This window comes from Micromonospora chaiyaphumensis, assembly GCF_900091435.1.
Lineage (GTDB): Bacteria > Actinomycetota > Actinomycetes > Mycobacteriales > Micromonosporaceae > Micromonospora > Micromonospora chaiyaphumensis.
Map to the genome: position 1 here is coordinate 75,796 of NZ_FMCS01000002.1, position 19,835 is coordinate 95,630.

Below are 19,835 nucleotides of genomic sequence, written 5' to 3' on the forward strand. Positions count from 1 at the left end.
CAGCTGATGGAGATCGCGCTGGAGGCCGAGCAGCTCGGCAAACGGTACGGAAGAACCTGGGCGCTGCGGGACTGCTCGCTGCGCCTGCCCGCCGGGCGGATCGCCGCCCTCGTCGGCCCGAACGGTGCCGGCAAGAGCACCCTGCTGCACCTCGCGGTCGGCCTGCTGCGGCCGGACGCCGGCGCGGTGCGGATCTTCGGCGAAGCGCCGTACGCCAACCCGTCGGTGCTGCCCGGGATCGGCTTCGTCGCCCAGGACACCCCGCTCTACCGGGACTTCACCGCAGCCGAGCTGGTGGAGGCGGGCCGCCGGATGAACAAACGCTGGGACGGGGCACTGGCCCGCAACCGGCTGGCCCAGCTCGGCATCCCGCCGAAGCTGCCCGTCGGCAAGCTGTCCGGCGGCCAGCGGGCGCAGGTCGCGCTGGCGCTCGCACTCGCGAAGCGACCCCGGCTGCTGCTCCTCGACGAGCCGGTCGCCAGCCTCGATCCACTGGCCCGCCGGGAGTTCCTGCAGTCGCTGATGGGCAGCGTCGCCGACTCCGAGACGACCGTGCTGCTCTCCTCGCACCTGCTGGCCGACCTGGAACGCGTCTGCGACTACCTGGTCGTGCTGCAGGCCGCCCGGGTGCACCTGGTGGGCGCGGTCGACGACCTGGTCGCCACACACCGGCAGCTGGTCGGGCCCCGGCACGGCGGCGAACCGATCGACGGGGTCGACGCCGTGGTCCGGGCGAGCCACACCGCCCGGCAGTCGACGCTGCTCGTCCGCACGAGCGGCGACATCCTCGCGCCGGAGTGGACCGTGCACGACGTGACGCTGGAAGACCTCGTGCTGGCGTACCTCGCCGAGGGCGAGACCACCACGAGCCACGCTGCCTGGGAGGTGCCGGCATGATCTGGCTGGCCTGGCGGCAGCACCGCAAGCAGCTGCTCTTCACCCTCCTCGGCTTCGCCGCACTGGCGGCCCTCATGGTCCCGATCGGCCTGTCGATGCGGCACAGCTTCACCGAGCTCGGGCTGCCGGACTGCGTCAGTCAGCTGGCACGTTCGGACGTCGACGGGGCCGCCGCGAACGGCTGCGAGTCGGCGTTCCGCCAGTTCACCAACCGGTACCAGAGTTTGAACCTGGTGGCGGTCCTGCTCGTCGTCCTGCCGGTGCTCGTCGGTCTGTTCTGGGGCGCCCCGCTGGTGGCCCGGGAGGTGGAGCACGGCACGCACCGGTTCGCCTGGACGCAGGGTGTCGGCCGGACACGGTGGGCCCTGGTGAAGTTCGGCCTGGCCGTCGTGGTCACGGTGACCCTGGCGATCGGCTACGGACTGGGCATGGCCTGGTGGGTCAGCCCGCTCACCCAGGCCGCGCACGAGGGCCGCCTCGGCTTCATCGTCTTCGACCTGCAGGGCATCGCCCCGATCGGCTACACCCTCTTCGCGGTGGCGCTCGGCATCTTCGCCGGCACCCTCTGGCGCCGGATGCTGCCCGCGATGGGCGTCACCCTGGCCGCGTTCATCGGGGTCCGGGCGGCGGTGGCGATCCTGGCCAGACCCCACTACCAGGCCGCCCGCACCCGCACCTTCCCGATCGAGGGAGCCGAACCGCTGCAGGAGTCCCGGGGCAACTGGGTCCTGGCCAGCGGTGTGCGCAACCCCGACGGGAAGATGGTGGCGGCGGACACCCGCATCATGTGCCCGCCGGGCGGCAAGGGCCCGGACGGCCATCGCTGCGGGGAGGAACTCGGCCTCCAGCCCGGCGCCTACAACTGGGAGCTGTACCAGCCGGCGGACCGGTTCTGGCTGTTCCAGTGGATCGAGACCGGGATCTTCGTGGCCCTCGCCGCCCTGTTGCTCTACCTCGCCGTACGCCGGATCCGCCGGATCGCCTGAGCCCTCCGGCAGGGTGGGTGGGCAGCCACCCACCCTGCCGGCGGGGTCAGCGCAGCAGTTCCACCACGTTGCGGCGGACCAGGTTCTTGCCCGGCTCGCGGATCAGCTCCATGGCCGCCGCGTTGAGCAGCACGCAACTCCCGGACGGTCCGGTCACCGTCACGGTCACCGCCTTGCCGTTGTCCAGGTTGGTCACCCGCAGCCGGGTGCCCACCGGGAACTGCCCGCTCGTGGCGGCCGGCGCGCCGCCCTCCGCGGAGAAGGTGATCGCCCCGCCGCAGACGCTGGCGCGCACGCCACCGGGCTGGGCGTTGCCCGGCCGGGCCTCGCCGGCCTGGACGCCACCACCCGGCCGGGCCGCGCCGGTCGCCGCGGCGCCGCCGTCGAGGCGTTCGACCAGGTTGCGGCGGATCACGTTCTTGCCCGGCTCGCGGACCAGGTCCATGGCCGCCGTGTTGAGCAGCACGCAACTCCCGGACGGGCCGGTCACCGTCACGGTCGCCACCTTGCCGTTGTCCAGGTTGGTCACCCGCAGCCGGGTGCCCACCGGGAACCGGTCGCTGGTGGCCGCCGGCGCCCCGCCCTCCGCCGAGAAGGTCACCGACCCCGCACAGGCCGACTGCCCGGCCGGGGTGGTCTCCGCGAACCCCATCCCCGTGCCCACCGCGACGACCGCCGAGGCGGCCAGTGCCACGGTCGCCGCCAGCACGTGCTTGCGCTGCACCTTCACGTTGTCTCTCCCGTCGTCCGGTGGTCTCGTTCGACGCCTGGTACGGACGGGAGCGCCGGACCGTTCAGCCGGATCGGCGAATCACAACGGACCGTAACGGGTGTGCGACGCTCCGGTGAGCAGCGCCCAGTACCGGTCACCGTAGGACCAGTGCCACCACTCGGTCGGGTAGTTCACGAGCCCGGCCCCGCTCAGCGCGGACACCAGGACCTGCCGGTTCCGCCACGCGCTCACGGGGATGTGCCGGGCCGCCGTGAAGCAGGCGTCGGCACTCTCCTCCGGGGTCGCGTCGAGTGCCGTGCCCATCTCCAACTCGATCCCATCGGCATCACACAGGGTGAGGTCGACCGCGCCACCGGTGCTGTGCGGCGCCACCTCGACCGGCGAGACGAACTTGGTGGTCTCCCGGTGCAGCCGCTCGGGCGACCAGTCCGGGTGGCGCCGCCGCAACTCGTCCCGGTAGCCGGTGAAGATGTCGAGCTGCGCCCGGTACGGCCGGTACCCCTCGACGATCAGGAGGCGCAGGCCGGCCGGCAACGCGCGCTGCGCGGCCAGCAACCGGTCCGCGACCCCGCGGCGCACCCGGGCGTACGCCCCGGCGGGGTCGGCCGCCCGGCCGTCCAGTCGCAGCTCCGGCAGTTCCCGCAGGTCGACCAGCGGATCGCCGTCGTCCCGGCTGGACACCGCGGCGACCCGGGGATCGGAGAGCAGGATCATGCGGCACCCCCCGGCCGGGCCGCGTGCCGGGTGAAGGCGAGCGCGACCAACCGGTTCACCACCTCGGGGTAGTCGACGCCGGACTCGGCCCACACCTTCGGGTACATCGAGTGCGCCGTGAAGCCCGGCAGGGTGTTCAGCTCGTTGACGAACAGGTCCCCGGTGGTCTCGTCGTAGAGGAAGTCCACCCGGGCCAGGCCCCAGCCGCCGATCGCCGTGAACGCCCGCACGGACAGCTCCCGGATCCGCTCGGTGACCTCGTCGGGCAGCGGCGCCGGGACGATCATCGGATCGGCGTCGCCGAAGTACTTCTGCCGGTAGTCGAACCAGCCGCCCGCGACCCGGACCTCGCCGACCGCCGACGCCTCCGGGTGCCAGCCGCCGAGCACGCCGCACTCCAGCTCCCGGCCGGTCACACCCTGCTCGACCAGCACCACGTGGTCGTGCCGCAGCGCCTCCTCGACGGCGTCCGCCAGGTCGTCGCCCTCGGCCACCCGGGAGATTCCGATGGAGGAGCCCATCCGGGCCGGCTTCACGAACAGCGGCCGGCGCAGCCCGACGACCAGCTTCTCCGGGTCCTCGGCGGCGCGCCAGGTCGGCGCGTCGAACCAGACGTGCGGGGTGGTCGGCACCCCCTCGGCGCGCAGCGCCCGCTTCATCGCCACCTTGTCCATCCCGACGGCGGAGGCGAGGATGCCGCACCCGACGTACGGCACCCCGAGCGATTCGAGCAGCCCCTGCACCACGCCGTCCTCGCCGTACGGGCCGTGCAGCACCGGGAAGACCACGTCCAGCTCGGCGTGCACCGAGCCGGGCGCGTCGGCCGCGGTGACCGCCACCGTGCCGGCCCGCTCGCCGGCCCGCAGCTCCACGGCCGGGCCGGTCACCGGCAGCCGGTCGTCGATGGCCCGGCCCTCGCCCACGTGCGTGCAGCACTCGGTCAGCACCGGCTCCGGCACGAGCCGCATCCCGCCGGCGCGGGTGATCCCGAGCGCGACCACCTGGTGGCCCCGCTCCACCAGGGCACGGGCCACGCCGAGCGCCGAGGCGCAGGAGACCTCGTGCTCCGCCGACGGGCCACCGAACAGGACACCGATCCGCACCGCAGCCCTCACGCCGCCACCCCTTCCATCCGAGCCAGGTCGGCGACGGGTCCGCCCGCCAGCCGGGCCACCAGCTCCGCCTCGACATTTCCGCCGGTCAGCACCACGCCGACCGTCCGGTACCGCGCCGGCCGCCCGCCCTCGGCGCCACCCGCCGACTGCGGCACGCCCTCGGGATCGCCCGAGCGCGCCGCCAGCCGCAGCGCGCCGGCCAGCCCGGCCGCCCCGGACGGCTCGACGAGCACCTTCAGCTCCAGGAGGAGCAGCCGGAAGGCCTCGGCGATCGCCTCGTCGTCGACCCGGACGACGCCCCGGACGGCGTCCCGCGCGATCGCGAACGGCAGGTCGCCGACGCAGCTCGGGCGCAGTCCGTCGGCGATCGTGGGCGCCGGGGCGACCGGGGTGGGCCGCCCGGCGGCGAGGCTGCGGGCCAGCGAGTCGCAGCCGACCGGCTCGACGCCGTACACCTCGATCGGCGTGCCGGCGGCGGCCAGGCAGGCCCCCGCGACGCCGCCGCCCCCGCCCACCGGCACCACCAGGGCGTCCAGCGGGGTGCCGGCGCGTTCCGCCTCCTCGATCAGCTCCAGGCTGGCGCTGCCCTGCCCGGCCACCACGTCCGGGTGGTCGTACGCGTCGACCAGCGGGTGACCGTCGGCGTCGGCGAGCTGCCGGGCGGCGGCCAGCCGCTCCTCGACGGTGGTGCCGGCGAGGACGACCCGCGCCCCGGCAGCCCGGGCCCGGGCCACCTTCACGGGCGCGGCGTCGACCGGCAGCACGACGGTCGCGGCCAGCCCGTGCCGGCGGGCGGCGAGCGCCACCGCCACGGCGTGGTTGCCGGTGCTCTGCGCGACCACCCCGGTGTGGCCGTCCGCGGCGAGCCGGCCCACGGCGAGCATGGCGCCGCGCATCTTGTAGGAGCCCCCGGTCTGGAGGTTCTCCGCCTTGAGCAGGATCCGGGCGCCGGCCAGCCGGTCGATCGCCGGGCAGCTCAGCACGGGGGTACGCACCACCCGGCCGGACAGCCACCAGGCGGCCTCCTCGACGCGGGCCCGGTCCGGCAGGGCCGGAGCGTGGCTGCGGGACATGGTCTCTCCTTCTCGGTTGTGGTCGGTGCCGGCGCGGCGCGGCAGGTCGAACAGCCAGCGCGCGCCGGCCGCCGTGAGTCCCCGGTGGACGGCCAGGCTGAGCGCCAGCACCAGGGCGGTGAGCAGGACCGGATAGCCGGCCGCCAGCAGCACCCGCGCCGGCCGGTTCAGGTCGGCGACCGGGCCGGCGAGGAGCCGGTGCAGCAGGGCCAGCACCGGCATGTGGATCACGTAGATCGGCAGCGTCCGGCGGCCGAGCCGGGCGAGCGCCCCGCCGATCACCGGGAGCCGGGCCGCCCGGGCCGCGGCCGTGAGGCCGAACGCCACCGCGACGACCGACACCAGCAGCCAGACGCCGGGCCGGCTCTCGGCCCCGGCCAGGGCCATGGCGGCCAGAGCCACGGCGTACGCGGTGCCCGTCGCGGCCAGGCGGCGGCCGGTCGCGCCGGCCGCCCAGCGCTGGAGGTGCGGCCGCAGGTGCACGCCGGCCAGGAAGAACACCAGGTTCTGGTAGACCTGCCCCCGGTTGCCGGGGCTGTTCAGCAGGCCGGTGGCCGCCACGGCGGAGAGCGCGCCCGAGGCCGCGAGCAGCACCGCCGGGTGGACCCGGCGCAGCGCCTTGGCCAGCGCGAAGTAGAGCGCCAGCGCGTACAGGTACCAGAGGTTGGAGGGCGTGACGGTGAGCTGCGCCAGCAGGCCGCCGAGGCCGGTGGCCCGGTCGGTCGGGAAGCCCGGCACGAGGGCCAGCAGGGCGGTGTGGACGAGCAACCAGGTGCCGTACAGGTAGAGGTTGCGGACGATCCGGGGGCGCCCGGCCACCCGCCACGGGCGGGCAACGGCGTTCGCCGCGAAGATCCCGGAGAGGGTGAAGAAGAGCGGCATCCGCAGCGGGAGCAGTTGCTCGCCGAGCAGCCCCCAGGCCCCCGGCACCGGCAGGTCGATCCGCCAGTCGATCCGCAGGTAGTGCTTCACGACGACGTGCCAGAGCACCACGAGGATGATGCAGGCGCCCTTGGCCACGTCGGCCCAGACCACCCGGTCGACCGGTGTCGCGCCCTGATCGGTACGGGTCGGCACGGCGGTCTCCTCTCCCGGCGTCGCACGCCGTGGGTCGTTTTCGGGCAGGTGTCATCGCGGGACGCCGCACGGGCGGCTCCCGGGATCTCCGAGGGGTGGGTCAGCGCACGGCGGGTAGCTGGACGTCGACCCGCAGGCCGCCGTCCTCGCCGGGGCGGGCGGCGATGATGCCGTCGTGCGCCTGCGTGATCGAGCGGGCGATGGCCAGGCCGAGCCCGGCCCCGCCGCCCTGGTTGGTCCGGTCCCGGGCCAGGCGCCGGAAGGGTTCGAAGAGGCCGGCGACGGCCTCGCCCGGCACGGCCTGGCCGGTGTTGAGGACGGTCAGCGCCGGGTCCCCGCCCACGGTGACGGTGAGCCGGCCGCCGGGCCGGTTGTACTTGATGCCGTTCTCCACCAGGTTGCCGACGAGGCGCTCCAGCAGCACCCGCTCACCCGGCACGACCCGGGGCGCCAGCCGGCTCTCCACGGTCACCCCGGCCTCGGCCGCCCGGTCCGCGTACGCGGCCAGGACGGTGGTGACGATCTCGTCGAGGCGCTGCGGGGTGGAGGAGCGCAGCCCCTGGTCGCTCTCGCTGAGCGCGAGCAGGCCCTCGATGAGCCGTTCGTTGCGCTCGTTGGTGGCCAGCAGCTGGGCCGTGAGCAGGTCGAGCTGCTCGGCGGTGAGCGACTGGGCCATGCCGACCTCGATGAGCGTCCGCTGCACGGCGAGGGGCGTGCGCAGCTCGTGCGAGGCGTTCGCGGCGAACCGCCGCTGCCCCTCGTAGCCGGCCGTGACCCGGTCCATCATGTCGTCGATGGCGCGGGCCAGCCGGGCCAGCTCGTCGCGGCCACCGCGGCGGATCCGGTGGCCGAGGTTCTGCGGCCCGAGGTCGGCGATCGGATCGGCGAGGTCGCGCACCGGGCGCAGGCACCAGCGGGCCGCGCCCCAGACCGCGAACACACCGGCCAGCAGAATTAGCAGCTCGATCAGCCCGGGAAGCACCGGGATGAGCGGGCGGGCGGGCTCGCACACCGCGCCGACCGTCTGCAGGTCGCAGAACGCCTGCGCCCGCCACCACACCCCGGCGAGCAGCTGCTTGCCGAGGCCGGGCAGCCAGTAGCCACCGAGCAGGGCGAGCGCCCCGACCAGCAGGACGCGGCGGCGGGGGCTCACGCCGGCTCGCCGATCCGGTAGCCGGCCTTCGGCACGGTGTGGATGACCGAGGGCTGGCCGAGCTTCTTGCGCAGCGTCATCACGGTGACCCGCACCGCGTTGGTGAACGGGTCGGCGAACTCGTCCCAGGCCTGTTCGAGCAGCTCCTCGGCGCTGACCACGCCGCCGCCGGCGCGCATGAGCACGTGCAGGACGGCGAACTCCTTGGGGCTCAGGCCGAGCGGCCGCCCGTCGCGGGTGACGGTGTGCCGGGCCACGTCGAGCACCACCCCGTGCCGCTCCAGCACCGGCGGCACCGCCGGGGCGGACCGCCGGCCCAGCGCCTGCACCCGGGCCACCAGCTCGGCGAAGGCGAACGGCTTGGTCAGGTAGTCGTCGGCGCCCAGCCCGAGACCGGCCACCCGGTCCCGGATGCCGGCGGCGGCGGTGAGCAGCAGCACCCGGGTGCCGGCGTCGGACCCGGCGAGGCTGCGGCACACCTCGTCGCCGGTGGCGCCGGGCATGTCCCGGTCCAGCACGGCCACGTCGTACCGGTTGACCCCGATCCGCTCCAGCGCGCCGTCGCCGTCGTAGCAGACGTCGACCGCCATCGAGAAGCGACGCAGCCCCTCGGCGACCGTGTCCGCCAGCAACCGCTCGTCGTCCGCCACCAACACCCGCACCGCTGTCCGCTCCCCCGTGCTCCTCGTCCGTCCCGCATACGGTCCCAGGCAGGAGATAAGGGTTCCGTAAGCGCCGCCGGAGCAATCCTCCACGCCGGCGGCGACCCGGCGGTCCCCGTCGCGCCGTCTGCGGCGTTCGTCCCGGCCGGAGGGGCCGGCGGAGGCTGGGGAGTGAGCCGGATCACTGCGGGCGCTTGATCCCCAGGGTGCTCTGCACCGGGAGCAGTCCGGTGGCCACGACGGCCTGGGTGAGCGGGGCGACGAGCTGGGCGAACCGGCCGACGGCCGGCCCGAGTGCCCGCCACGGCGCGGCGGCCAGCTCGTCGGTCCGTCGCTCGACCTCGTCTCGGAGCCGCCGGCCGGCCTCGGTGGCCGTGCCGTCGCCGTCGACCAGGCCCCGGGTGGCCAGCCGGTCGCGGGCGGCGGCCCACTCCTCGGCGGTCCACCGGCGGCTGGCGAAGACCTCCGCGGGGGCGGCGCCGACGGCGGCGAAGGAGACCAGCGACTCGGCCGGGTCCAGCCCGGCGCTGCGCAGCGCCGCGATGTGCCCGTCGCCCCGGTGCTCGCGCAGGATCGTGGTGGCCTGCCAGAGCGCCAGGTGCGGCGCGTCCGGCCAGGGCAGGTCGGCGTTGGCGGCGGCGAGGGGGCGGCCGCCCAGGTCGGCGGCGCGGACCGCGCGGCGGGCCAGGGCGGCGGCCTCAGCCAGCTCGGCCGACTCGACCCGGTCGCCGAGCAGGGCGCGCAGCGCCCGGTCCACCCCGGACAGCCGGGCGGCGAGCACCTTGGCCGGGTCGGCGGTGGCCCAGACGGCCGGCACGTACTCGGCGACCATCCGGGGACTGAAGCTGTAGTAGGTGGCGGAGACCAGGTTCGGGCCGGCCGCGCCGAGCGGGGCGCTGCGCAGCGCGAAGTAGCCGGGCCAGCGCTCCCCGGTCGGCAGGCCGAGCGCGGCCGCCTCCTCGGTCAGCTCGGGCGCGTAGTAGACCAGCGCGTGCACGGGCTCGACGAGCTGCCACATCTTCCGGACCGCCGCCAGTTCCATCTCGACCTCCCGATCGCATCTTGTCGTTGTCAAGTTTGCGGTCGGCGGAGAAACTTGTCAACGACAAGTTGGCCCGGCGCTTGGCGATCGGCGGTGAGCTGGGTCACCATGGGCGCGAGGAGGTCGCCGATGGCTGACCCGTGGCTCGCCCTGGAATTCGGTGCCGATCCGGCGGAGCGGATCGCGCAGGTCGGCGCCGCCCACGAAGCGTTCCTCACCGCCGGCACCACCACCGGCCGGGTCCGCGACGTCGTCCGCCGGTCCTGGGAGCGGTCCGCGCTGCTCGACCCCGAGGCCACCGCCCCGGTCGACCTCACCGACGACGCGCTGGCGAGCTACCGCGCCGCGCACCCCCTGCACCGCGTGCTGCCCCTCTTCCGCGACCTGCTCGGCGGCATCGCGCTCGACGGCGCGCACCTCATGGCGGTGTGCGACGCCGACGGGCGGCTGCTCTGGGTGGAGGGGCATCCCGGCGTGCTCCGGCACGCCGAGCGGATGAACTTCGTGCCCGGCGCCCGGTGGGACGAGGCCCACGCCGGCACCAACGCGCCCGGCACCGCCCTCGCGGTCGACCACAGCGTGCAGATCTTCGCCACCGAGCACTTCGTCCGGCCGGTGCAGCGCTGGACCTGCGCGGCCGCCCCGATCCACGACCCCACGACCGGCCGGCTGCTCGGTGCCGTCGACATCACCGGCGGGAACCACCTGGCCACTCCGCAGAGCCTGGCCCTGGTCCGCGCCACCGCCCGGGCCGCCGAGGCGTTCCTGGCCGGCGCCGCCCCCGCCGAACCCGATGTGCTGCACGTCGCCGCGCTCGGCCGCGACGAGGCGGAACTGCGCGTCGGCGGCCGGCGGATCCGGCTCGGCCGGCGGCACAGCGAGCTGCTCGTGCTGCTCCTCGACCACCCCGAGGGGCGCACCGGGGAACAGCTCGGCCTCGACCTCTACGGCGACGACCGGCTGCACCCCGTCACCCTGCGCGCCGAACTGTCCCGGCTGCGCCGGGCGCTCGGCGACGAGCTGCTCGACTCCCGCCCGTACCGGCTGCGGCCGGCCGTGCGCGCGGACTTCCGTACCGTCACCGAACTGCTCGAACGCGGCGACGCGGCGGGGGCGCTGCGGGCGTACCGCGGGCCCCTGCTGCCCGGCTCGGACGCGCCGGGAGTGGCGCGACTGCGCCGGCTGGTCGACGGCCAGCTCCGCGCGGCCGTGCTGGCCGCCGCCGACCCGGCGCTGCTCGCCGCCTGGACCGCGACGCCCGCCGGCGCCGACGACCTCACCGCCTGGCAGGCCCTGGCCCGGGCGTTGCCGCCGGGCGCGCCGCGCCGGCCCCTCGCCCTGGCCCGGGCCCGCCAGCTCGCCGAGGAGTACGACCTGCCGCGCGCAACGTTGCTGCAACGTCGCGGAAACTAACGTGCCCGCCGTCCACCCCTGACGGACGGCGGAGGTACCCATGACGCGCTACGACGCCCCCACCCACTGGCAGTCCCGCTACGACCACTTCATCGGCGGCGAGTACGTGAAGCCGCACGGCGGCCGGTACTTCGAGAACCCCACCCCGGTGACCGGGCAGACCTTCTGCGAGGTGGCCCGGGGCACCGCCGAGGACGTGGAGAAGGCGCTCGACGCCGCGCACGGCGCCGCCGACGCCTGGGGCCGCACCCCGGTCGCCGAACGGTCGCTGATCCTCAACCGGATCGCCGACCGGATGCAGGAGAACCTGGAATCCCTCGCCATCGCCGAGACCTGGGAGAACGGCAAGCCGGTACGCGAGACCCTGGCCGCCGACATCCCCCTCGCCATCGACCACTTCCGCTACTTCGCCGGGGCGGTCCGGGCCCAGGAGGGCTCGCTCGGCGAGCTCGACGACGACACCGTGGCGTACCACTTCCACGAGCCGCTCGGCGTGGTCGGGCAGATCATCCCGTGGAACTTCCCGATCCTCATGGCGGTCTGGAAGCTCGCCCCGGCACTCGCCGCCGGCAACGCCGTGGTGCTCAAGCCGGCCGAGCAGACCCCCGCCTCGATCCACTACCTGCTCTCGCTGGTCGCCGACCTGCTGCCGCCGGGCGTGGTCAACGTGGTCAACGGCTTCGGCGTCGAGGCGGGCAAGCCGCTGGCCTCCTCGCCCCGAGTGGCGAAGGTGGCGTTCACCGGCGAGACCACCACCGGGCGGCTGATCATGCAGTACGCCAGCGAGAACATCAAACCCGTCACCCTGGAGCTGGGCGGCAAAAGCCCGAACATCTTCTTCGACGACGTCAGCGCCGCCTCCGACGACTTCCGGGACAAGGCCCTCGAGGGCTTCACCATGTTCGCCCTCAACCAGGGCGAGGTCTGCACCTGCCCGTCGCGGGCGCTGATCCAGCAGGGCCACTACTCCGACTTCCTGGCCGCCGCCGTCGCGCGGACGCAGCAGGTCACGCAGGGCCACCCGCTGGACACCGACACGATGATCGGGGCGCAGGCGTCCAACGACCAGCTGGAGAAGATCCTGTCCTACCTGGACATCGGCCGGCAGGAGGGCGCGAAGGTGCTCACCGGCGGCGAGCGGGCCGACCTCGGCGGCGAGCTGTCCGGCGGGTACTATGTGCAGCCCACGATCTTCGAGGGCGACAACTCGATGCGGATCTTCCAGGAGGAGATCTTCGGCCCGGTGGTCTCGGTGACCTCCTTCGCCGACCTCGACGACGCCGTGAAGATCGCCAACGACACCCTGTACGGCCTTGGCGCGGGCGTCTGGACCCGGGACATCAACACCGCGTACCGGGCCGGGCGGGCCATCCAGGCCGGGCGGGTCTGGACCAACTGCTACCACGCCTACCCGGCGCACGCCGCGTTCGGCGGCTACAAGCAGTCCGGCATCGGGCGGGAGAACCACAAGATGATGCTGGAGCACTACCAGCAGACCAAGAACCTGCTGGTCAGCTACTCCCCCAAGAAGCTGGGCTTCTTCTGATGGGTGACCCCGTCACCCTGACGCCCGCGGCGGCCGGACTCATCCGGTCGCTGCGGGCGGCCCACGGGCCGATCATGTTCCACCAGTCCGGCGGCTGCTGCGACGGCAGCGCCCCGATGTGCTACCCGGCCGGCGAGTTCCGCACCGGCGGCTCGGACGTGCTGCTCGCCTCGCTGGAGGTGGACGGGGTGCCCGAGCCGGTCGAGTTCTGGATGTCCACCGCCCAGTGGGAGCTGTGGAAACACACCCGGCTCACGGTCGACGTGGTGCCCGGCCGGGGCAGCGGCTTCTCCCTGGAGGCCCCGGAAGGCGTCCGCTTCCTCATCCGCTCCCACCTCGCCCCCTGACTGTCCGAGATCTTCCAGCTCCCTGGCGCCGCGCCGGTGGGATGCTGACGCCGGTCCACATCGGAGCAGCTTCCCACCACCGCCAGACAGGAGCCCGCGCATGCGCCCGGTCCGACAGACTCTGCTCGCCGCCGGCCTCACCACGCTCGCCACGGCCGCCACGCTCGGCCTCGCGCCGGGCGCCGCCGTCGCCGCACCGGCCCCGAGGATCTCCGTCAACTGGTTCGGCACCGCCGACGCCCGCGCGCACACGGCCACGATCGGCGGCCGGTACGCCTGCGGCGCCGAGCGGGGCCTCGCGTACATCGAGGTCCACCTCGGCCAGCGGGTCCGCCGGGGTTCGATCACCGGTTTCGGGTTCGGGGTGATCGGGGCGTGCACCGACGACCGGACCGCCGGCACGTGGACGGCGACCATCCCCGCCGACGAGGGCGCGTTCCGTGGCGGGCCCGCCACGGCCACGGCCCGCCTGGTCGTCGAGCCCAACTCGCTCACCGAGACCACCGAACCGCTCCGCCTCGTCCCGCGCTGCCCCCGGCGCTGACGCGTCAGCGGGCGTCGAGGAGGGGTTGGATCGGGTTCCAGGGTTCGCCGCCCGCGGCGTCGCGGCGGCGGCGGGCTATCGCGGACAGCGCCTCCAGCACCACCCGGTTGCCCAGGTACGCGGTGATGTCGGCGTGGTCGTACGGCGGGGCGACCTCGACCACGTCCACGCCGACCACCGGAAGCTCGTAGCAGACCCGGCGGACCGCGTCGAGCAGTTGCCGGGAGGTGAACCCGCCCGGCTCGGGGGTACCGGTGCCGGGGGCCATGCCCGGGTCGACCACGTCCACGTCGACGGAGAGGAAGACGCCCTCGCACTCGTCGGTGGCGATCGCGAACGCCTCGGTGAGGCACTCGTCCAGCCCGCGCGCCACCACCTCGGTCATCTCGTACGAGCGCATCCGCTGCCCGGCCATCCAGGACAGCGTCTCCGGCCCCGGCCAGTAGCCGCGCAGGCCGATCTGGAGGAAGCGGTCGCCGCGTACGGCGCCGGACTCGATGAGCCGGCGCATCGGCTGGCCGTGCCCGTGCAGCGAGCCGAACTCGATGTCGCCGGTGTCGGCGTGCGCGTCGAAATGCACGAGGGACACCCGGCCGAGCCCGTGGTGCCGGGCCACCCCGGTGGCGTCCGGCAGGGCGATCGAGTGGTCGCCGCCGAGCACGACGGGGATGGCGCCGGCGGCGGCGACCGCGTGCACGGCGGTCTCCAGCGCGCCCAGCGAGCGCTCGATGTCACCGGAGAACATCTCGACGTCACCGGCGTCGTAGACGCACAGGTCGCGCAGCGCGTCCACCCGCAGCGCCAGCGACGGGCGGGAGCCGTCGTGCGGCAGGTAGCAGGCCTGGCGGATGGCGGACGGGCCGAACCGCGTGCCCGGCCGGTGCGAGGTGCCGCCGTCGAAGGGCGCGCCGACGATCACCACGTCGGCGTCGGCGTACGTCACCGGCTCGTCCAGCGTGCAGGGCGGCACGCCGAGGAACGTCACGTCGGGGCCGAACATCGGGCCGTAGCGGGTCACCGCTCCTCCATTCCCCACGGCGAGCCGTAGCCGGTGAGCAGGTCGAGGAAGGGCACCGGGGGCAGCGCCTCGGGGCCGAGCACACCGGTGCCGGACCAGGCCCCGGTGGCCAGCAGTTCCAGGGCCACCACGGGGTTGACCGCGGTCTGCCAGACGACCGCCTGGTGGCCGTACTCCTTCATCGACCACTCGTTGTCGACCACGTGGTAGAGATAGACCTTCCGCGGCCGGCCGTCCGGCCCGGTACCGGTCACGTAGGTGCCGGCGCAGGTCTTGCCGCGCATCCGGTCACCCAGGGTGGCCGGGTCGGGCAGGCAGGCGGCCACCACGTCCCGCGGGGAGACCTCGACGCCGCGGACCCGCACCGGAGAAACCGCGTCGAGGCCCAGCTTGTGCAGGGTCTTCAGCACCTCGATGAACTCGTCGCCGAGGCCGTACTTGAAGGTGACCCGCTTCGCCTTCACCCAGCGCGGGATGAGCAGCACCTCCTCGTGCTCCACGTTGACGCACTCGACCGGGCCGATCCCCTCGGGGAACTCGAACACCTCGGGCTCGGAGAACGGCGGGGTGGTGAACCAGCCCCGGTCGGCCTCCCAGACCACCGGCGGGTTCAGGCACTCCTCGATGGTGGTCCAGATGGAGAACGAGGGGGCGAAGTCGTAGCCGTCGACGGTCAGGTTCGCGCCGTCGCGTACCCCGATCTCGTCGATCTCGGTGAACAGTTCGTCGGCGGCGTAGCGGGCGAAGACGTCGGAGAGGCCCGGTTCGACGCCGATGCCGCAGAGCGCCAGCCGGCCGGCCTCCGTCCAGGCGGCGGCCGCCGCGAACTGCTCGTCGCCGAGCTTCACGCCGGTCCGCGCGTGCGGCGCGTCCGGGTGCGGCCGGGACAGCGACATGGCCATGTCGAGGTAGTCGGCCCCGGCGGCGAACGCGCCGTCGAAGATCGGCATGACGAAGCGCGGGTCGACCGCGTTCAGCACGTGGGTGATCCGGTGTTCCCGGCACAGCGCGGCGACCGCCTCGGCCGAGGAGGCGTCGACGGTCGCGGCCACGAACCGGTCGCCGTGGCCGGCCACCGCCCGCGCGGCGCGGGCGGGGTCGTGGTCGGCGACCACCATGGTCTCGAAGAAGGAACGGCGGGCGGCGATGGATACGGCGGCGGAGCCGACGCCACCGGCGCCGACGAGGAGGATACGCATCAGGAGTCGAACCCCAGTCCAAGACGATCGAGAGTACGGAGCCAGAGGTTGCGCCGCCCCTCCCGCGCGTCGGCGCGGGCGAGCGACCAGCGGGTGAGGTGGATGCCGGTGGCCCGGGCGGGCTCCGGCGGGAACGGCAGCGGCTTGCGGCGGACCAGGTCGAGCCGGGTCAGCGGGGTCTCCTCCCCGCCGAGCAGGTCGAGCATCACCCGGGCGCCGAACCGGGTCGCCCCGACGCCGAGCCCGGTGAACCCGGCAGCGTACGCGAGGCGCCCCTCGTAGGCGGTGCCGAAGAAGGCGCAGAACCGGGTGCAGGTGTCGATGACGCCGCCCCAGCGGTGGCTGAAGCGCAGCCCCGCCAACTGGGGAAACGTCGTGAAGAAGTGCTCGGCCAGGGCGGTGAAGGTGGCCTCGCGCTGCTCCAGTTCGGGGGCCATCCGGTTGCCGTAGTGGTAGACCGCGTCGTAGCCGCCGAACAGGATCCGGCCGTCGGCGGTGATCCGGTAGTAGTGGAACTGGTTGCCGGTGTCGGCCAGCCCCTGCCGGTTGTGCCAGCCGATCGCGTCCCGCTGCGCGGGCGTCAGCGGCTCGGTCATGAGCGCGTAGTCGTAGACCGGCACCACCCAGGCGCGCAGCCGGCGCAGCAGCGGCGGGAACGCGTTGGTGGCCAGCACCACCTGCCGGGCCCGGACCGCGCCGGGCACGGCGTCCGGGCCGCCGGCCGTGGCCGCACGCAGCGCGCCGCCGTCGCGGGCCAGCCCGGTGACCCGGGTGTGCTCGTGGATCCGGACGCCCAGGTCGAGCGCGACGCGGCGCAGCCCCCAGGCCAGCTTCGCCGGGTCGAGCAGCGCCACGCGGTCCCGGTCCCACATCCCGCCCAGGTACGTCGGCGAGGCCACCTCGGCGCGCACCTCGTCCCGGTCGAGCACCCGGACGTCGTGGCCGTACCGGCGGGCCAGCTCGGCGTCCTCCGCGAGCCCGGCGAGCTGGTACGGCTCGACGGCCACCGCCAGCTCGCCGGTCCGCTCGAAGTCGCAGTCGATGCCGTGCTTCCCGACGGTGTCGGCGATGGCGTCCAGGTTCTCCCGTCCGAGCCGTTCCAGCTCGGCGATCTCGCCGGGCCACCGCTCGGCCCCGTTGGCGAGCCCGTGGGTGAGCGAGGCGGCGCAGAACCCGCCGTTGCGCCCGGAGGCCGCCCAGCCGCAGGTGCCCGCGTCGACCAGGAGCACGTCCCGGTCCGGGTCGGCCTCCTTGGCGAGCAACGCCGTCCAGAGCCCGGAGTACCCGCCGCCGACCACCAGCAGGTCGGCGTCGTGCGTGCCGGCCAGCGGCGGCAGCGGGTCGGGGCGTTCCGGCCGGTCGAGCCAGTACGGGACGGGCGCGGCGTCGGCCAGCGCCCGGCCGGTATGCGGGAGTTTCATGACGCGCTCTTGGGAGCCCCGACGGCGGCGACGGGGGCCGCGAGCGCGGCGCGGCGGGCGCGGCGGCCCCGCAGCGAGCTGGCCCCGACCAGCAGCAGCGCGATCGCGAACATCGCCGTGCCGATGACGTTGACCTGTGGCGGGATGCCGCGCTGGGCGGCGCCCCAGACGTACATGGGGAAGGTGACCGTGGTGCCGGCGTTGAAGTTCGTGATGATGAAGTCGTCGAAGCTCAGCGAGAAGGCCAGCAGGGCGGCGGCCACGATGCCGGGCAGCACCAGGGGCAGGGTGATCCGCCGGAAGGTCTGCCACTCGCTGGCGTAGAGGTCCATGGCGGCCTCCTCCAGCCGCCGGTCCATGCCGGCGAGCCGGGCCTTCACGGTGACCACCACGAACGACACGCAGAACATCACGTGCGCGATGACGATGGTCCAGAAGCCCTGCGGCACCCCGGCGGCCACGAAGAGGGCGAGCAGCGAGGTGCCCATCACCAGCTCCGGGGTGGCCATCGGCAGGAAGATCAGGCCGTTGATCCCGGACCGCCCGCGGAAACCGTGCCGCACCAGGGCGAACGCCATGAGCGTGCCGAGGATGGTGGAGACCACCGTGGCGATCAGCCCGATCTCCATGCTGCGCACCACCGCGTCGCACATGTCGGAGGTGGCGCAGGGCTGCGCCCAGTTGTCCAGGGTGAACTCGTTGAAGTCGTAGGACAGCCGGCTGGACGGCCGGTTGAAGGAGAGCCCGGCGACCACGAGGATCGGCAGCGAGAGGTAGCCGAGGACGAGCAGGGCCACGCCCATGACCCAGCGGTCGGCGAGCCAACGCCTGAGTTTCACAGCACCTCCTCCGTGCCGGCCTTGCGCAGGTAGACGAACACGATCGCGAGGATCGCCGCCATGAGCAGGAACGACAGCGCGGCGCCCTGCGGGTAGTCCAGACGGACCAGGAACGCCGAGTCGATGACGTTGCCGATCATGTATTCGTTGGGCGTGCCGAGCAGCTCGGCATTGATGTAGTCGCCGGTGGCCGGGATGAAGAAGAGGAGCGTGCCGGCGATCAGCCCGGGCATCGACAGCGGCAGGGTGACCCGCCGGAAGGCGCGCAGCGGGCTCGCGTACAGGTCGCTCGCCGCCTCCAGCAGCCGCGGGTCGAGCCGCTCCAGGCTCGCGTACAGCGGCAGCACCAGGAACGGCAGGAAGTTGTACGTGAGGCCGAGCACCACCGCGAACGGGGTGGCCAGCAGCCGGCCGTCGGCGCCGAGCAGGTGCACGTCCCGCAGCAGGCCGACCAGGGCGCCGTTGTCGGACAGGATGGTCTTCCAGGCCAGGGTGCGCACCAGGAAGCTCGTGAACATCGGCGCGACCACGGCGACCAGCAGCAGGTTCTTCCACCGGCCGGCCTTCTGCGCGATCGCGTACGCCAGCGGGTAGCCCATGAGCAGCGCCAGCACCAGCGCGATGGCCGAGTAGACGAACGAGCGGGCGAACTGCGGCCAGTACGCGCTCAGCGCGTCCCAGTAGTTGCCGACCTCGCCGGTCATGGCGTAGCCGGTGGCCAGGGACCCGCTCGGGTCGTAGAGGCTCGCGGCGGCGAGCTGGAGCAGCGGCAGGACGAAGAAGACCAGCAGCCAGGCGGCGCCGGGCAGCAGGAGCAGGTACGGCAGCAGCCGGTTCCGCCCCCGCGGGGGGCCCGGCGGCGCGGGCTGCCCCGCCGAGGCCGGTACGTGGGCCAGCGCGCTCATGACAGCGCACCCACCGGCGGCTCGTCGAGCACCGGGCTGGTCTGGTCGTCCTCCCCGGCGGCCCGGGGCAGCAGGAAGGCGTGCCGCGGGTCCCAGTGCGCGGTCACCGGGGTGCCGACGGGCAGCCGCCCGCCGACCCCGCTGTTCGCGGCGAACGCGGACAGCTCACTGCCCCACGCCGTGCGCACCAGGTACTGGGTGCTCACCCCGACGTACGAGGCGTCGCTGACCACCCCACCCACGTGCTGGTGGCCGGCGGGCACCTCGTCGGGGCCGCCGACCAGGTGCAGCTTCTCGGGACGTACCCCGAGGAAGACCGGCCCCTGGTCGGTCCGGGCCCGGTCGGCGGGGACCGAGAAGCGCGCGCCGTGCGCGGTGACCGGCACGTCGTCGCCGGTGCGGCCCGCGGCCTCCCCGGCCAGCAGGTTGGACTGGCCGAGGAAGTTCGCCACGAACGCGGTGGCCGGGTACTCGTAGATGTCGGCGGGGGCGCCGAGCTGCTCGATCCGGCCGGCGTTCATCACCGCGACCGTGTCGGCCATGGTCATGGCCTCCTCCTGGTCGTGGGTGACGTGCACGAAGGTGATGCCCACCTCGGTCTGGATCCGCTTCAGCTCGATCTGCATCTGCCGGCGCAGCTTGAGGTCGAGCGCGCCGAGCGGCTCGTCCAGCAGCAGCACCTGCGGGTGGTTGATGAGCGCCCGGGCCAGCGCCACGCGCTGCTGCTGGCCTCCGGAGAGCTGGGCCGGCTTGCGCCGGCCGTACCCTTCGAGCTGCACCAGGGCGAGCATCCGCTCGACCTGGTCGGTCACCTTGCGGATGCCGCGCCGCCGCAGCCCGAAGGCCACGTTCTCGTGGATGTCGAGGTGCGGGAAGAGCGCGTAGCTCTGGAACACGGTGTTCACCGGCCGCTTGTACGGCCGCAGCCCGGCGATGTCCCGGTCACCGAGCAGCACCTGCCCACTGGTCGGTTCCTCCAGCCCGGCGATCATCCGCAGGGTGGTGGTCTTGCCGCAGCCGGACGCCCCGAGCAGGGCGAAGAACGAGCCCTGCGGGATGGTGAGGCTGAGGTCGTCCACCGCGGTGAAGATCCCGAACCGCTTGGTCAGGTTGGCCAGCCGCAGATCGCCGGCCGGTGTCTCGTGCTCCAT

The 19,835-nt window shown here is 74.0% G+C and carries 19 protein-coding genes; 6 read left to right on the forward strand and 13 right to left on the reverse strand.

Annotated features, from left to right (window positions below; translation table 11 throughout):
* Positions 1 to 6 precede the first annotated feature (6 nt).
* Positions 7 to 897 (forward strand): ABC transporter ATP-binding protein, encoded by an 891-nt coding sequence (locus tag GA0070214_RS06095; RefSeq protein ID WP_091260064.1) that lies wholly within the window; start codon positions 7 to 9, stop codon positions 895 to 897.
* Positions 894 to 1,883: an ABC transporter permease gene (locus tag GA0070214_RS06100; protein WP_091260067.1), complete on the forward strand. Its 990-nt coding sequence runs from the start codon at positions 894 to 896 to the stop codon at positions 1,881 to 1,883. The genes GA0070214_RS06095 and GA0070214_RS06100 overlap by 4 nt, the downstream gene beginning before the upstream one ends.
* Before the next feature lie 46 nt (positions 1,884 to 1,929).
* On the opposite strand, the gene GA0070214_RS06105 is transcribed toward GA0070214_RS06100, so the two are convergent.
* The 7 genes from GA0070214_RS06105 to GA0070214_RS06135 form a co-directional block, all read right to left on the reverse strand.
* Positions 1,930 to 2,613, reverse strand: a complete 684-nt coding sequence (locus GA0070214_RS06105) for an RlpA-like double-psi beta-barrel domain-containing protein (RefSeq protein ID WP_091260069.1) — start codon at positions 2,611 to 2,613, stop codon at positions 1,930 to 1,932.
* A gap of 81 nt (positions 2,614 to 2,694) precedes the next feature.
* Positions 2,695 to 3,330 carry a M15 family metallopeptidase gene (locus GA0070214_RS06110; protein ID WP_091260071.1) on the reverse strand — a complete coding sequence of 212 codons (636 nt, stop codon included), beginning with the start codon at positions 3,328 to 3,330 and terminating at the stop codon, positions 2,695 to 2,697.
* On the reverse strand, positions 3,327 to 4,445 hold the full coding sequence (locus tag GA0070214_RS06115; RefSeq protein WP_091260076.1) for a D-alanine--D-alanine ligase family protein: 1,119 nt from the start codon (positions 4,443 to 4,445) through the stop codon (positions 3,327 to 3,329). The genes GA0070214_RS06110 and GA0070214_RS06115 overlap by 4 nt, the downstream gene beginning before the upstream one ends.
* Positions 4,442 to 6,595, reverse strand: coding sequence for a pyridoxal-phosphate dependent enzyme (locus tag GA0070214_RS06120; protein ID WP_091260079.1), 2,154 nt, complete (start codon positions 6,593 to 6,595; stop codon positions 4,442 to 4,444). The genes GA0070214_RS06115 and GA0070214_RS06120 overlap by 4 nt, the downstream gene beginning before the upstream one ends.
* A gap of 100 nt (positions 6,596 to 6,695) precedes the next feature.
* Positions 6,696 to 7,748 (reverse strand): sensor histidine kinase, encoded by a 1,053-nt coding sequence (locus tag GA0070214_RS06125; RefSeq protein WP_091260081.1) that lies wholly within the window; start codon positions 7,746 to 7,748, stop codon positions 6,696 to 6,698.
* On the reverse strand, positions 7,745 to 8,410 hold the full coding sequence (locus GA0070214_RS06130; RefSeq protein WP_091260083.1) for a response regulator transcription factor: 666 nt from the start codon (positions 8,408 to 8,410) through the stop codon (positions 7,745 to 7,747). Before GA0070214_RS06130 ends, GA0070214_RS06125 begins: the two co-directional genes overlap by 4 nt.
* Positions 8,411 to 8,591: 181 nt before the next feature.
* Positions 8,592 to 9,452, reverse strand: a complete 861-nt coding sequence (locus tag GA0070214_RS06135) for an SCO6745 family protein (RefSeq protein ID WP_091260085.1) — start codon at positions 9,450 to 9,452, stop codon at positions 8,592 to 8,594.
* A gap of 129 nt (positions 9,453 to 9,581) precedes the next feature.
* Between GA0070214_RS06135 and GA0070214_RS06140 the strand changes: the two genes are divergently transcribed.
* The 4 genes from GA0070214_RS06140 (at position 9,582) to GA0070214_RS06155 (ending at position 13,302) form a co-directional block, all read left to right on the forward strand.
* Positions 9,582 to 10,865 (forward strand): GAF domain-containing protein, encoded by a 1,284-nt coding sequence (locus GA0070214_RS06140; protein ID WP_091260087.1) that lies wholly within the window; start codon positions 9,582 to 9,584, stop codon positions 10,863 to 10,865.
* A 40-nt stretch (positions 10,866 to 10,905) separates the two neighbouring features.
* Positions 10,906 to 12,411 carry an aldehyde dehydrogenase gene (gene adh, locus GA0070214_RS06145; protein ID WP_091260088.1) on the forward strand — a complete coding sequence of 502 codons (1,506 nt, stop codon included), beginning with the start codon at positions 10,906 to 10,908 and terminating at the stop codon, positions 12,409 to 12,411.
* Positions 12,411 to 12,758, forward strand: a complete 348-nt coding sequence (locus GA0070214_RS06150) for a DUF779 domain-containing protein (protein ID WP_091260090.1) — start codon at positions 12,411 to 12,413, stop codon at positions 12,756 to 12,758. Before adh ends, GA0070214_RS06150 begins: the two co-directional genes overlap by 1 nt.
* Before the next feature lie 100 nt (positions 12,759 to 12,858).
* Positions 12,859 to 13,302 (forward strand): hypothetical protein, encoded by a 444-nt coding sequence (locus GA0070214_RS06155; RefSeq protein WP_091260093.1) that lies wholly within the window; start codon positions 12,859 to 12,861, stop codon positions 13,300 to 13,302.
* A gap of 4 nt (positions 13,303 to 13,306) precedes the next feature.
* On the opposite strand, the gene speB is transcribed toward GA0070214_RS06155, so the two are convergent.
* The 6 genes from speB to GA0070214_RS06185 are packed head-to-tail and all read right to left on the reverse strand — an operon-like array spanning position 13,307 to position 19,835.
* Positions 13,307 to 14,320 carry an agmatinase gene (gene speB, locus GA0070214_RS06160; protein ID WP_091260095.1) on the reverse strand — a complete coding sequence of 338 codons (1,014 nt, stop codon included), beginning with the start codon at positions 14,318 to 14,320 and terminating at the stop codon, positions 13,307 to 13,309.
* Entirely contained in the window at positions 14,317 to 15,519 is a 1,203-nt protein-coding gene (locus GA0070214_RS06165; protein ID WP_091260097.1) for a saccharopine dehydrogenase family protein, read from the reverse strand. Before GA0070214_RS06165 ends, speB begins: the two co-directional genes overlap by 4 nt.
* Positions 15,519 to 16,940 (reverse strand): NAD(P)/FAD-dependent oxidoreductase, encoded by a 1,422-nt coding sequence (locus GA0070214_RS06170; protein ID WP_091260100.1) that lies wholly within the window; start codon positions 16,938 to 16,940, stop codon positions 15,519 to 15,521. The genes GA0070214_RS06165 and GA0070214_RS06170 overlap by 1 nt, the downstream gene beginning before the upstream one ends.
* Entirely contained in the window at positions 16,937 to 17,779 is an 843-nt protein-coding gene (locus GA0070214_RS06175; RefSeq protein WP_244167577.1) for an ABC transporter permease, read from the reverse strand. The genes GA0070214_RS06170 and GA0070214_RS06175 overlap by 4 nt, the downstream gene beginning before the upstream one ends.
* Complete coding sequence (locus tag GA0070214_RS06180) at positions 17,776 to 18,684, reverse strand: ABC transporter permease (protein ID WP_091260102.1); 909 nt, start codon at positions 18,682 to 18,684, stop codon at positions 17,776 to 17,778. The genes GA0070214_RS06175 and GA0070214_RS06180 overlap by 4 nt, the downstream gene beginning before the upstream one ends.
* Positions 18,681 to 19,835, reverse strand: a complete 1,155-nt coding sequence (locus GA0070214_RS06185) for an ABC transporter ATP-binding protein (protein WP_091260104.1) — start codon at positions 19,833 to 19,835, stop codon at positions 18,681 to 18,683. Before GA0070214_RS06185 ends, GA0070214_RS06180 begins: the two co-directional genes overlap by 4 nt.